Origin of the sequence: Spiribacter onubensis (assembly GCF_040838425.1) — a bacterium.
Taxonomy (GTDB): Bacteria; Pseudomonadota; Gammaproteobacteria; order Nitrococcales; family Nitrococcaceae; genus Spiribacter; species Spiribacter onubensis.
The window spans coordinates 1-13,559 of sequence record NZ_JBAKFI010000006.1; the positions used below are offsets into that span (position 1 = coordinate 1).

10 protein-coding genes are annotated in these 13,559 nt (G+C 58.1%); all 10 read left to right on the forward strand.

Features of this window, described 5'->3' with window-relative positions; translation table 11 throughout:
- Positions 1–216: 216 nt before the first annotated feature.
- Positions 217–2,019 (forward strand): ABC transporter ATP-binding protein, encoded by a 1,803-nt coding sequence (locus V6X63_RS09910; protein ID WP_367978791.1) that lies wholly within the window; start codon positions 217–219, stop codon positions 2,017–2,019.
- 89 nt (positions 2,020–2,108) lie between these two features.
- Positions 2,109–3,274 (forward strand): IS3 family transposase gene (locus tag V6X63_RS09915; protein WP_367978792.1). Its coding sequence is split into 2 segments (ribosomal slippage): positions 2,109–2,379 and positions 2,379–3,274, totalling 1,167 coding nucleotides; the frame shifts between segments, so codons are not numbered across the junction.
- A gap of 548 nt (positions 3,275–3,822) precedes the next feature.
- On the forward strand, positions 3,823–5,145 hold the full coding sequence (locus V6X63_RS09920; protein WP_367978793.1) for a putative nucleotide-diphospho-sugar transferase: 1,323 nt from the start codon (positions 3,823–3,825) through the stop codon (positions 5,143–5,145).
- Entirely contained in the window at positions 5,138–6,367 is a 1,230-nt protein-coding gene (locus tag V6X63_RS09925) for a hypothetical protein (protein ID WP_367978794.1), read from the forward strand. The genes V6X63_RS09920 and V6X63_RS09925 overlap by 8 nt, the downstream gene beginning before the upstream one ends.
- Positions 6,367–7,764: a hypothetical protein gene (locus tag V6X63_RS09930; RefSeq protein ID WP_367978795.1), complete on the forward strand. Its 1,398-nt coding sequence runs from the start codon at positions 6,367–6,369 to the stop codon at positions 7,762–7,764. The genes V6X63_RS09925 and V6X63_RS09930 overlap by 1 nt, the downstream gene beginning before the upstream one ends.
- 74 nt (positions 7,765–7,838) lie before the next feature.
- On the forward strand, positions 7,839–8,945 hold the full coding sequence (locus tag V6X63_RS09935) for a glycosyltransferase (protein WP_367978796.1): 1,107 nt from the start codon (positions 7,839–7,841) through the stop codon (positions 8,943–8,945).
- 74 nt (positions 8,946–9,019) lie between these two features.
- Positions 9,020–10,051: a glycosyltransferase gene (locus tag V6X63_RS09940; protein ID WP_367978797.1), complete on the forward strand. Its 1,032-nt coding sequence runs from the start codon at positions 9,020–9,022 to the stop codon at positions 10,049–10,051.
- A gap of 70 nt (positions 10,052–10,121) precedes the next feature.
- The gene (locus V6X63_RS09945) at positions 10,122–11,288 is read left to right on the forward strand and encodes a glycosyltransferase (RefSeq protein WP_367978822.1); all 1,167 of its coding nucleotides are present in this window, start codon (positions 10,122–10,124) and stop codon (positions 11,286–11,288) included.
- A complete protein-coding gene (locus V6X63_RS09950) occupies positions 11,281–12,429 on the forward strand; it encodes a glycosyltransferase family 4 protein (protein WP_367978798.1) in 1,149 nt (382 codons plus the stop codon). Before V6X63_RS09945 ends, V6X63_RS09950 begins: the two co-directional genes overlap by 8 nt.
- Before the next feature lie 28 nt (positions 12,430–12,457).
- Positions 12,458–13,555: a GDP-mannose 4,6-dehydratase gene (gene gmd, locus V6X63_RS09955; protein WP_367978799.1), complete on the forward strand. Its 1,098-nt coding sequence runs from the start codon at positions 12,458–12,460 to the stop codon at positions 13,553–13,555.
- Positions 13,556–13,559: the final 4 nt, after the last annotated feature.

Sequence of the window (13,559 nt, forward strand, 5' to 3'; positions counted from 1 at the left end):
CCGGAAGGCGACACCAGCTAAGCGTAAAGACGTGTCCCCGATCCACCGGAATAACCGTCCCCGATCAGATGGAACGCCTGTCCCCGATCGACTGGAACAGGTGACCCACTTGACTGGAATACGCATCCTCTGGCCAAAAGGCGTTGGTACTAGCAATAAGGCACTGGCGAAGCGTCTTGGCGGACCCCTCGAGGCGCTTGGCTATGACACGCAATCATGACCCGTAATCCCCTCCGCGACATCCCCCACTACCTGCGTGTGTTCCAGCGCTATCTGGGGGCGAGGATGTATCTCGTCTTTGGCCTCACGCTCATCGCGGTGGTGGCCGAGGGCGTGGGACTCATGATGCTCCTTCCATTGCTCGCGGGGCTCGATGACTCGGCGGGCGGTGAGCCAACGGGCGTCGCCGCGATCGTGCAGGACGGGCTTGCCTGGTTGGGGGTGGCGGATTCGGTGACGGCCATTCTCGTGTTCATCACCATCGCCTTTGCACTGAAGGGCGCGCTCATGTTCACCGCCAAGGGCTACACGGCGTATCTCCAGGGCCAGCTCATGCGCGAGCTCCGCGGGCGGCTCTTTGACTGCTACAGCCACATGAGCTACCGCTACTACGTCTCGGAGAGCACCGGGCACTTCGTCAACGTCATCAACCAGCAGATCAAGCTGATGCTGCAGTCCTTCCAGCAGCTCACGCAGTTGGTGGCAAGTGGCGTGAATGCGCTCACCTACACCGCCTTTGCCTTTGCCATCGCCTGGCGCTTTGGGGCGATGGCGCTTGGCATCGGGGTGGTGCTGCTCGCGCTCTTTCGGGCGCTGAACATCTACGTGCGCGGGCTCTCGCGCCGGGCGGCGAGCGAAGAGGGGCATCTCTCCAAACTCCTGATCCAGTTCCTGCACGGCTTTAAATACCTCACCGCCACCGGGCAGGCGCGGCCGCTGCGCGGCACGGTGATGCGCTCGGTGGGACGGCTCACCGGCTATGAAATCCGCCGCGGCATTGCCGGCGCGTTCACCGGCGCGGTGCGCGAGCCGATCATTGTTGTGCTTATTATGCTCATCGTGCTGGTGCAGATGGTCTTTCTGGGCGAGCCGCTGGGGCCGATCATGGTGGCGATCATCTTGTTTTATCGCGCGATGAACGCCTTCATGGAAATTCAGAATAGCTGGCAGCGCACGCTCAATAACATCGGCTCGGTGGAGCTGGTTCATCAGGCGTTTGCCGATCAGGCCGAGCACGCCGAGCCGGATGGCGAGATCACGGTCCCGGATCTCGCCGAGGGCATTACGCTGGATCGGGTGTCTTTTGCCTACGATCCGGACAACGGTGATGTCTTAAGCGATGTCTCGCTTGCCATCCCCGTCCGCCACTCCGTGGCCTTTGTGGGGGAGTCGGGGGCGGGGAAATCGACGCTGGTGGATATCCTCACGCTGATGCTCAAACCCCGGGCCGGTGAGGTGCGCATCGATGGCGTGCCAGGCGATCAGGTTCACCTGCCAAGCTGGCGCGCGCAAATTGGCTACGTGAGCCAAGAGACCGTGGTTTTTGATGACACCATCGCCAACAACATCTGCATGTGGGCGGGCAACCCAGCGAAGGACGAGGCGCTCATGGCCCGCATCCGCGAGGCCGCCAAGCGCGCCCACATCCACCACCACATCGAGACCCTGCCCGAGGGCTACCACACCGTGGTGGGGGATCGGGGGGTCCGGCTATCGGGCGGGCAGCGCCAGCGGCTATTCATTGCCCGCGAGCTGTTCCGCAAGCCCAACCTCCTCATCCTCGATGAGGCCACCAGCGCCCTGGATACCGACTCGGAGCGCCACATTCAGCAAAGCATCGATGCGCTGAAGGGCGAGATCACGGTGGTGATCATCGCCCACCGCCTCTCAACCATCCGCAACGTCGATCATGTGTACGTGTTTGACCAGGGGCGGCTGGTGGAAGACGGGCCGTTTGATCGGCTGCGGGATCGGGAAGATTCGAAGTTTGGACGGTTGGTGGCGGCGCAGGCGCTATAACGCACGGCAAGCATTTCTGATGTTTAATCGCTTTGATCTTTCCCACCGGCAGTGGACACCTCAGTAAGTTAGTAGACTGGAGGTGAACCATGGCAACAGCAGCCCACGACATGCCCAAGCGAAGGAAGGCCCGCTACAGCGCGGAATATCGTGCCGAGGCGGTGGCACTAGCCGAGCGCATCGGTGTTTCAGCCGCAGCCAGCGAGCTCGGCCTGCACGCCACGCAGATCTATCAGTGGCGAGCGAAGGCGGCGCACGAGAAGTCCGTCAGTGACCGAGAACGCCAGCTCCGTGAGGAGAATGCCCGGCTCAAGCGCCAGCTTGCCGATAAGACCGAAGAGGTCACGATCCTGGAAAAAACCGCGGCGTACTTCGCGAAGAAGCTGGACTGAAGTACGCCGCCATTCACCAGCATCGGTCGGCCCACAGCATCGCGCGCCAATGCGCGGTGCTCGGTGTCTCCCGCAGTGGCTACTACGCATGGCTGCGCCGTCGGGACAGCGTTCCGCAACGCCTGGCCGAGCGGGCCAAGCGGGACGCGAAAGTGGTCGAACTGTTTGAGGCGAAGAAACGCCGCTACGGCTCGCCTCGCCTTCGCGAGGAACTAGAGGCTGAAGGCATGGCCATGAACCGCAAGACCGTGGCTGAGAGTATGCGTAGGCAAGGGCTGCGGGCCCGCGCGGCCAAACCGTTTCGGCATACCACCGACTCGGGCCACTCCCTTGGTGTCGCGCCCAATGTCCTTGCCCAAGACTTCAGCGCCGAGCGGCCTGACGAGAAGTGGGCCGGTGACATCACCTACCTGCGCACCCTTCAGGGCTGGCTCTACCTCGCGGTGATCCTGGACCTGTGCACACGCAAGGTGATCGGATGGGCGACCAGTACGCGCATCGACGCTGAGCTCGCCTGCACGGCGCTGCGAGCGGCGCTTGCCCGCCGTGGCGAGCCCAGCGGCGTGATCATGCACACGGATCGCGGCAGCGTTTACTGTGGCTGGGATCACCGCAACCTGATCCGTCGCTACGGACTGATCGCCAGCATGAGCGGCCGAGGTAACTGCTTTGATAATGCGGTAGTGGAGAACTTCTTCCACAGCCTGAAGGTCGAGAGCATCCATGGTGTGCCGCTGATGCACCCCGATGCGCTGCGCCAGGTCCTTTTCGAGTACATCGAAGTGGAGTACAACCGAACCCGTCGTCATTCTGCCCTTGGATACATCAGTCCTGATGCGTTCGAGGCCCGGATAGTGGCGTAATCGAGTGTCCACTGTTACTGGGCAAGATCAAATAGACAAAATCTACGGCAATCAGATCATTCACCATGATTTTTTTTCAAATTTTCTGTTTATGAAGATGCTCTGGCGGCTAGGTTTGATTGTTGAAATAGGGGATGCATAAGTTCTTCGAAATATGACCCTCCTAGATTATGGGGAAAAAATTTCGGAAAATTTTGCAAGCGCTCAGTTGCCTTGGCTGCATTCTTAGAAAAATAATTAAAAAGGGCTCAGCTAAAATGGTTAGTGCAGGCGCTCCACGATCAATATAAGGTTGGCTGTTATATCATGCGTAAAGCGCGTGAAATATGTGTTTCTCAACCACATACGATTTGTCTGAATAGGGCTGATTTGTTTTGTTTGCTAAAACGTTCTTTAGCGGGGCAAAAAGTGGGTTAAGACGAGCTAATAGAAGAAAGAAAAAGTTTCTTAGAAGCCTCGTGAAGGCCGTTGTTGGCTTCCAGCAGTATGTCTTGGGCGCGCGGCCACGGCATCTTGTTATTTCAGGATGCGCCCGAAGCGGGACGACCATGCTCTACAATATGGTCCGAAATTCGGCGACGGGGCCGGTATATATGCCGGAACGGGAGCTTTCCGCCCTAGATACATACAACCGGCGCGACGAGCGTATCGTGACCAAGCGGCCCTTGGACATTCTTCGCCTGGCTGACATCGATAGCGACTTGGGGCCGTACCGAGATATTCTCCACCTTGTCCTAATCAGAGATCCGCGTGATCTGGTGTCTTCCAAGCACAGCTCCGTCCCCAATCAATTTTTTCAGGGCTATGACTATCAGTTCCTCGTCCGGCCAACCGTAAAGAGCTTCACTGGTCCCGGCATCGCGGCGGTGTCCGAAGCAATCGACCGGGCACAAGCGGACGGTCGGCGCATCCTGGTGGTCCGCTACGAAGACCTCTTGCGTGATCCCGAACAGGTGCGCCGAACGATCGCCTTCGCAACGGGGTTTCCCCTGACCCGGCCCTTCGGGTCATTCCACTCCGGTGACATACCTGATGATCTGTCTGTGCAGCTTAATGGCGTCCGGCCCGTCGATGCCCCGGACCATCCGGCTTGGACGGAGAGAGAGAGATACATGCGCGCGCGTCGGCAGCTCGAGCTCTTCCCTGAAATGGAAGAGCTGGCAGTGCGCTGGGGCTACCCACCGACGGAAGACGTGCGTCGCACCTACCATCTTCCAGAAGCGCCCTCCGCGCCTCAGCGCGGGACGATCGTGGCGTTTCATACTGATGATGCGTTTTACACCAAAGAAGCGGCCCGCTGCCGGAAGCGGTTGGAGCAACTCGGCCTGCCGCACGATTTCACGAGTGTTCCAAAGAACGGAAGCTGGGTTGAAAACTGTGCCCGCAAACCGGAGTTCCTTCTCGACGTCCGACAACGCTTGCGCGGCCGACTGCTATATATAGACGTCGATGCCTTCGTTCATCGCGATCCTTGGCCCTATTTAGCCGATTACGATGGGGATGTGGCAGCATACATCCATGGGGATGGGAAACTTTGGAGCGGTACTATCCTTTTGCAGGATACAACTAGCACAGTCTTGTTGCTTCATGATTGGCTTGAGCGACAAAAAAAGGCGCCAAATTCATACGATCAAATTGTCTTGCAGAATGCCATTGAAGATGATGAATCGGGCCAAAAGTCGTATCGGTTTCAGCGCCTTCCATTGGAGCTAACCTTTATACCTGATAGAGAATACCCTTACGTTTATGGAAAGGCTTTAATCGAGCATCTGCAAGCCAGCCGTATGTCTAAACACGGACGCCGTGGCGATGCAATGACATCGCGGATCAAGAAATTGGAGGAAATAACCAAGGCGCACGGAATTGAGTGATTTTGGCGTAATTCATGCCGAACGTATCCGCGCCGCCGCCCCCGCAGTTCAAGCCGTGGCGAAGAATCGTGCGCAGCGGGGCGCGGCGGCGCCCGAAACACACAGCGCAGCACGCGAAGCGCGGGCCCTTCTGGGGGTTTTAAAGCGGTGCTACGAGGCTAGCCGATCTCTGGCCGCGATACAGGCCGCGCCCCTGATCCTGCCGCAGCGGGGGCACAAGTACGACGAGGCGCGCGCGGAACTGTATGCCGCCGGGCTAGAGCCGGGAATGATGGTCTTACCTTCCTCCGCCACGAACCCCGGCGTAAGCCCCCGCGCCCTCGTGGCGACCTTGCAGGCGCTTCCAATGCTCCGGCGCTGTCGCCGAAGCCGACGCTTGAAGCCATACGCCGAGGTCCTCGCCTGCGCGACGGCCTTCACCTGGGTTCTGCGGCGGCGTGAGGAGGAGGCACACTGGATCATCGTCGGCGATCTGAGCCCGTTCCTGATCGCCCTCGCCGCCGCCTGTCGCGGAAGCGGGCAGCGGGTCGTCTACTGGCAGTATTCCTACCTCGACTTTAAGCCGCTACCGGTGTCGGCGGACGCGGCCATCCTGCTTAACGACACCGGGCGCAAGCTGGCCTGCATCGGTCCAACCTCGCCCGCCTACTGGCGCCCACGGGAGGCCGTCCGTCCGGTTCGTCTCGATGGCCTGGGTGAAGGCAGTGTTGGCGCGATGTTGAACGTGCAAGCGGACGAGCGTGCGCTCGAGCGGCTCGAAGCGCTCGCGCGGAGGCTCGGAAGGCCAGTGGAGGTCAGGTTGCACCCCAACTCGACCCTCGCTCGCCATCCCTGGCCGGAGACTCTCAGCGAGGCCGATACGGATGAGGATCTCGCAGACTTCGTGCGGCGCCACAAGGTTCTTGTCGCGGGCAACACTCAAGCCCAAGCCAAAGCGTTAACGTTGGGCACGCCCGTGGTCCAGCTCGCCGGGCTCGATCCCTTGCCGTTTGATCACCACGAGTATGTGCGCAACGGGATCGTTCTGGGGATTCAGTCGCTGGAGCAATTTTCCTTTGAGGCGGTTCGAGCGTTCTATGCGGACGAGCGCTATCAGGAGGAGCTGAGCGCGCTGATGGGGCCACCACCGGAGGCAAGAAAACCGGGCCTAGAGCAATTTATAGCCCATCTAATGCGTCGAGGGTATAAGGCGCATCCACTTTATAGTGAGGACTCTCTGTAATGAGCGATCGCGCCGGAGCCGTCACTAGTGACGACTACCGCCCACCATCAATGGCGCAAGCAAGACGCCCGAATGCTGCCTATAAGGCCGGTATCTTCCTCATCGGCGGGACCCTTTTGCCGCCGCTGCTGCTGCTCGAGGCATGGAAGACCAATAGCGAGCGGTACCGGCACTGGATCCTTACGTTTTTCTTCACAATCTATGGAGCGACAATCACCATCGCGTTTGATCCGCTCGGCGTTGGCGCAGACGGTGTCCGGCACCTTCTCCATGTCTATGCATATTATCAGGGGTTATCGTTTGACGAATTCGCGGCACAGCTTGGGCAAATCATACTCTTGCAGGAAAACCCATCGCCTTCGGCAGACGTTTATAAGCATGTCTTGTCGTATGCGCTAGGCGGCGTCTTGGGGCTCCCATGGCTGTTCTTTCCGGTGGTAGCCACGGTTTACGGATACTTTTTCACCGGTTCGATGCTCATTATCTTCAAGCACTGGGGAAAGGCGAAATTACCGTGGATAACGCTTTTTCTCATAGCGTCATTTTTTTTATTTAAGAACATTGAGGGGGTTAACACTGTGCGGACATGGACTGGCCTTTGGGTGCTGGTCTACGCATGCCTTCAATACTATCAAACACGCAAGAAGCGGTATCTCGTCCTCATGGCAATGCCGCCCTTTATTCACTTTGGTTACTTTCTGATGGCGTTGCCGGCTTATGCGGTTTGGCTTCTCGGTACAAGGGTGATGCTGTACTCTGTCTTTTTTGTTATGTCCAGTTTTACTACAGTGATTAATCCTGGGCAATTCGAGGAGATTGCAGCGACGACAGAGCTTGGAGGTAGTCGGTTCGACGCTTATTACCGCGATTCTTTGGATTCGGCCGATGAGATTATTGCGTCTAGTCAGGAGAGCGGTCAGCGCTTTTGGCGCGCGTTTCAGAAGGCGGGTGTTCAGAAATGGGCGCTAAATATTTTTGTTTATGCGCTATTAATGGCTGGGGTTTATCGGTATGCAATGAACGCATTCCAGAAAAGAATTTTTTCAGTCGGGTTGCTGACGCTTGCTCTTTCCAATTCGGTATGGTTTATTTATGCGGCCTCCAATCGAAGCTGGATTGTTGGGGCGATTTTCATATTCGCGGCCTTTGTGATGTCCCGCACCGACCCGAGTACGGTAAACCGTTGGCCATACCATAATAGCTATCTTAAGGTCGGATTGGCACTTTCAGGTATCGCATTCATTCCCTATTTTCTATATAACCTCTCAACGATGCTTGACTTCCCGAGCGTCTACTTGGTCGCTTTGCCGATCGTCCCGTGGCTGGTTCCGGATGCCAACATGTCGTTGAAAGAGTTTTTGCAGATTCTGCTGATCGAGATGCTCAAGATCTTGTAATGCACCGGGTTCTCCTCATTCTTACACCGGCGCTACAGCCGACTGAGGGCGGTGTTCAGGCGTCGACTGTGAAGATGGCGAAGATGCTGACGGCGCAGGGTTTAGAGGTGGGCGTTTACTCATTTGAGACGTCTGGCCACATGAGCGAGCCGCCTGTGCCAGTATACTGTGCGCCTGCGCAAGGAAATCTCAGCAACCCGTCAAATCTCGCTAGTCTATGTGACACTCTGCAGGCGTTCTCGCCGGCGGTGGTGGTTAACCAAATGCCCTATGAACATGCCATTACGGAAACGGTGGCCGCGTCTTGCAATGCCGCGCGAATCGGATGCCTTCGTAATACCCTCTATTCGGTTCGGAACAATTTGGAGTGGTATGCGTCACGCCTCCTCCCCTCACCGCTGGTTCAGTTTGCCAAAAACCCCTTGGCGCGCAGCGCCCTTCTTGGATTGCATCGGCGACGGCATGCGCGAGACCTCCGCCGTATCTTGTCCGACTATGACCGGTTCGTGATGTTCGCCGAGCCGAATCTCGACGAGCTAGAGTATTTTGTACCGGACTATGACCCTCAGAAGATCGCACTTATACCGAACAGCATTGAGCGTGTAGCTGAGCATGTGCCCAAGAAGTCGAAGCGCATTCTCTGGTTGGGGCGGGTCTCTGCGCATCAGAAGCGCGCGGATCTTATCCTACCTCTTTGGCATGAATTGTCCGAAGCGCTGCCGGATTGGACGCTCGATGTGGTCGGTGATGGGCCTCTACGCCAGTTCTTGGAAGAACAAGCCAGAGTGGAGGGGGTACCCCGCGTTGTTTTCCATGGTCGTCAGCCTTCACAGCCATTCTTCGAGCGGGCGGCGATTTATCTCATGACCTCCGACTTTGAGGGCTTCCCCAACACGCTCGTCGAGGCTCAAGCTCAGGGCGCGGTACCCGTGGCTTTTGATACCTATCCGATGGCTCGATGGTTGGTTCGATCTGGAGACAACGGGGTCTTGGTGCCGGCTCAGTCGTACGGGGAGATGGTTTCTAGGGTAATTCGAGTCGCACGGTCGGAAGAGGATTTGAATACGCTCGCTCGGGGCGCGCTAGCCTCGGCGGCGGCGTTTTCTTTTGATGAGGTGGCAGTGGCATGGCGCTTGCTCCTCGACGATGTCATCGGCTTGCGCGGACTGAAGAGGGGCTGATGTCGGTGCGAGGCCGAGTGCATCCCCGTACGCCCCGTTTGGTATGTGTCATTCCGTCACTCCAGGCGGGAGGGATGGAACGGGTGATGAGCACTTTGATGGAGCAGTTCGTTCATCAATCTTTGTTCGAGGTTGATCTCGTGCTCTACGGGCGGCGTCGGACACGCTTCTTCGAAGTGCCTACGAGCGTTCGTGTGCACGAACCCCGATTCGACTTTGATTCGTATTCGCGTTGGCTTTCCACGGCTCTCACAGCACGGTTCCTGCGCGAAACACTAAAGCGTTTGCAGCCGGATCGCGTGCTTAGTTTCGGAGAGCTGTGGAACAGTTTCGTGCTCTTGAGCGCGCTCGGGAGAACACAGGAAATTGTTGTTTCGGATCGGTGTCAGCCGGTCAAACGGTTCCGTTGGCATCAAGAGGTATTGAGACGTTGGCTCTATCCACACGCAAACAAGGTTATTGTTCAGACGGAGATGGCGCGAGCGCACTACAGAGCACGGTTCCCGTCGGCGCGTTTTTGTGTGATTGGCAATCCAGTCGCCGAAGTGACGGACAGCCAGCCATCGGAGCGAGATAAAACGATCCTGAACGTCGCAAGGCTGATCAGCACGAAGCATCACGACCGGCTGATCCGGATGTTCGCTTCTCTCGCAAGCGATGACTGGGATTTGGTCATTCTGGGCGATGACGCCCAGTCGCAAACCCACCGCGCACGCCTCGAAGCGCTCGCCGGGTCACTCGGCGTTGCTGAGCGGGTCTCGATCATGGGGACCGTAGAGGATGTCGAGGATTACTACCGGCGGGCAAGTATATTTGCATTCCCATCGTCATCTGAGGGATTCCCCAACGCCCTTGCCGAGGCGATGGCTCACGGGATGAGCTGCGTGAGTTACGACTGCTGCGCCGGGCCCGGCGATCTCATTACGGAGGGTGAAACGGGTTATCTGGTGCCGGTCTTTGATGATGCGGCATTTGCCGACCGCCTTGAGCGTCTCATGGCCGATGGCGGACTTCGAGAAGAGATGGGTCGGAAGGCGAAAGAAAGCATGAAGGCGTTTGCAGCCCATCGCATCGCTCAGCAATACGCGGAAGCCATCCTTGACTGATTGGGCGAGACCTAAATCTGCCGCAGCAAGCCAGAACAGGTATGTTCTCCAAATCAATGTCTCGGCCAATGTGGGCAGTACGGGCCGCATCGCCGAGGGCATTGGTCAAGCACTACAGCGTCGGGGTTATCGGGCAGAAGTGGCCTATGGGCGGCACGAGAGTGCAGGGCAAGTCGCCCACTGGCCCGTGGGGGGGCGCGTTAATATCGCGGGCCATGGCGCCGTAAGCCTCCTCGCGGATGCGCATGGGCTTGGTTCGAGGCATGCGACTGATCGTCTAGTGAGTCGGCTTGCGGCGGACCCTCCGGGCCTCGTCGTTCTGCATAACCTGCACGGGTATTTTCTGAACTATCCAAAGCTCTTTGCTGCGTTAAAGCGGCTTGTAATACCGGTTGCGTGGGTGCTCCACGACTGCTGGGCTTTTACGGGCCACTGCGCTTACTTCGACCGCGCCAATTGCAGTAGGTGGCGCTCTGGATGTGGTGCCTGCCCACTAACCCGACAGTACCCGAGGGCAATGATCGATCGCTCAGGTAGGAATTGGGAGATTAAGCGTAGGGCGTTCTCCGACGTTCAGTCTGGTCTGATCGTCACGCCCAGCGAATGGCTCGCTGCCCACGTCAGTGAATCATTTCTGGGCGGGTGGCGGCGTCAGGTGATACCGAATGGTGTGGACCTCAACGTTTTCCACCCGCTAGAGCCAACGGAGAGGATCGCACCGATCATCCTCGGCGTTGCGGCCGGTTGGCCGGCCCGGAAAGGGCTACACGACATGTGCGCGCTGCGGGAGCATCTGCCCGCGCACTGGCGGATCATCCTTGTCGGCGTCACCACACAGCAGCAGAGAGATTTGCCGCCGGGTGTCGAGGGCCTCAGGAGGACCGAGAGCATGGAGGAACTCGCGCGTCTGTATTCACGCGCTGCGGTTTTCGTGAATCCGACGACGATTGATAATTTTCCCACCACGAATATTGAAGCGCTGGCCTGCGGTACACCGGTTGTGACGTATGACACGGGCGGGAGCCCGGAGTCGCTCGACCCGAGTGTAGGTTCCGTTGTGCCGAAGGGAGGATTGGGTGCGATCAGCGAAGCGGTTCGGCACTGGGGAGAGCGCAGTGAGCGTGGTGAATCTGCTGATATCGCGAGACGCTGCCGAGCCCATGCAGAGCGTTTCTTCGACGCAAAGACGCGTTTTGACGAACATGTTGATGCCTACGAGGAACTGCTGAGTGGGTGAGCGTCGCCTCGTTATCGTGAATCAGGCGGCCAACTATTTGACCGTGGGGTTCGCCAATGCCTTTGTGGCGCGCGGAGTTGGCGTGACACTGCTCGCCGGGAGTGTTCATGAGCAAGGCGAGCGGCTCGATGAGCGTGTTAAGCATGCCCGTTTGGTGCGCTGGCAGCAGCGCCCGCCCTGGAGAAAGGCGCTCGCCTACGGTGGTTCGCTGCTCCAGGCTTGGGTCCTATTGATCACGCGTTATCGTCGGTACGAGGTGCTTTTCATTTCCATTCCGCCGATGGCTTATCTGTTGACGCTTGTGCTCCCTAATCGCTGCAGTGCTCTAATATGGGACGTCTATCCTGATATCTTCGAAGTTACGGGGATGTCCCGCCGCCATGGGCTCTATCGTCTTTGGGCCAGATTGAACCAGCGCGCTTTCCGGCGCGCCTACCGACTCTTCACGATCACCGAGCCGATGCGCGATCTTCTGGGCGCCTACATTGAGAAAGATAGAGTCACAGTCATGCCCATTTGGTCGGTATTCAGCGGCGATGAGCGCATCCCGGATATGCAGAATAAGCTCCTCGCCGAATCACCCGATAGGCAAGGCCGCTTCATCATTCAGTATTCCGGCAACCTCGGGATAACGCATAACGTTGAGGCGTTGCTCGATCTCGCGGATGCGCTGCGGGATGATGATCAATTCCTCATACAGATCATCGGCCGTGGACCGCGGGAGCCGGTCATCCGTGCGGCAGTCGAACGCCGGGGCCTTGGCAACGTCGAGATGTTGCCATTCCAGTCTGATGAGCGTTTCGTGCACTCACTCTCAGCCGCTGACGTTGGTGTTGTCGCACTCAATCCCCGTGTCAGTCGCGGTAGCGTTCCATCAAAGGCGTATAACCTGATGGCGTTTGGAATCCCTGGGCTCTACATCGCGGCGGCAGACAGCGAGCTGGCGCGGTATGCACATGACCACAGAACCGGCGAGTGTTTTGCCCCCGGTGACCCGGATGGCATGGCGTCGTATGTACGGCGCCTCGCTGATGATCCGGATTTTTACAGATACTATCATGCGGGCGCCTTGCGCGGCGCCCGGGGATTTCATCGAGGTAATGCTGATGCGTTGGCCTCGACCTATCTGGAATCAGATTGAAGCGTCAATTTTTCCTAACGGTATTTCAATGAAAAAAGCACTCATCACGGGCATCACGGGTCAGGATGGCGCCTATCTCGCTGAACTGCTGCTGGAGAAAGGCTACGAGGTGCACGGCATCAAACGCCGGGCATCCCTGTTCAATACGGATCGGATCGATCATCTCTACCAGGACCCGCATGAGCCCGATCAACGGATGATCCTGCACCATGGCGATCTCACGGATGCGACAAGCCTGATTCGAGTGATCCAGCAAATCCAGCCGGATGAAATCTATAATCTGGCCGCGCAGTCGCATGTGGCAGTGTCGTTCGAGGAGCCGGAGTACACCGCCAACTCGGATGCGATCGGGGCACTGCGGCTGCTGGAGGCAATTCGTATCCTGGGGCTCGAGCGGAAGACGCGCTTCTACCAGGCAAGTACCTCGGAGCTCTATGGTCTTGTGCAGGAGACGCCCCAATCAGAGTCCACGCCATTTTATCCGCGCAGCCCCTACGCGGTCGCCAAGCTCTATGCCTACTGGATAACGGTCAACTACCGTGAGGCCTATGGAATGTATGCCTGCAACGGAATCCTCTTCAATCACGAGAGCCCCGTTCGTGGTGAGACCTTCGTTACCCGCAAGATCACCCGGGCGCTAGCGCGGATAAAGCTCGGTCTTGAGGACTGTCTGTACCTCGGCAACCTATCGGCCAAGCGTGACTGGGGGCACGCGCGGGATTATGTGGAAGCCCAGTGGCGCATGCTTCAGCAGGAAACGCCGGAGGATTTCGTCATTGCCACCGGCGAGCAACACAGCGTGCGTGAATTCGTCGAGCTAGCCGCCGCCGAGGTCGGTATGCAGATCGTGTGGCGCGGCGAGGGCGTTGGGGAGATCGGTGTCGTTGTTGATGGGCAGGGTAGTGAGCAAACCGTCGTTCGTGTCGATCCACGCTACTTCCGGCCGACCGAAGTCGAAACACTGCTTGGTGATGCGAGCTACGCACAGGAGCGCCTTGGCTGGACGCCGCAGACCGGCTTTACGGAGCTCGTGAGCGAGATGATGCATGAGGATCTCAAGTCGGCCCGCTGCGAGGCACTTGTTACCCGTGAGGGCTATCCGATTGCGGGGCGTTTCGACTGTTAAGAGC

What these genes read in the sequence shown, in the direction of transcription:
- V6X63_RS09940 (WP_367978797.1), top strand. Translation starts at nt 9,020, where the DNA reads ATGGAACGGGTGATGAGCACTTTGATGGAGCAGTTCGTTCATCAATCT.
- V6X63_RS09910 (WP_367978791.1), top strand. Translation starts at nt 217, where the DNA reads ATGACCCGTAATCCCCTCCGCGACATCCCCCACTACCTGCGTGTGTTC.
- V6X63_RS09935 (WP_367978796.1), top strand. Translation starts at nt 7,839, where the DNA reads ATGGCGAAGATGCTGACGGCGCAGGGTTTAGAGGTGGGCGTTTACTCA.
- V6X63_RS09920 (WP_367978793.1), top strand. Translation starts at nt 3,823, where the DNA reads ATGCTCTACAATATGGTCCGAAATTCGGCGACGGGGCCGGTATATATG.
- V6X63_RS09930 (WP_367978795.1), top strand. Translation starts at nt 6,367, where the DNA reads ATGAGCGATCGCGCCGGAGCCGTCACTAGTGACGACTACCGCCCACCA.
- gmd (WP_367978799.1), top strand. Translation starts at nt 12,458, where the DNA reads ATGAAAAAAGCACTCATCACGGGCATCACGGGTCAGGATGGCGCCTAT.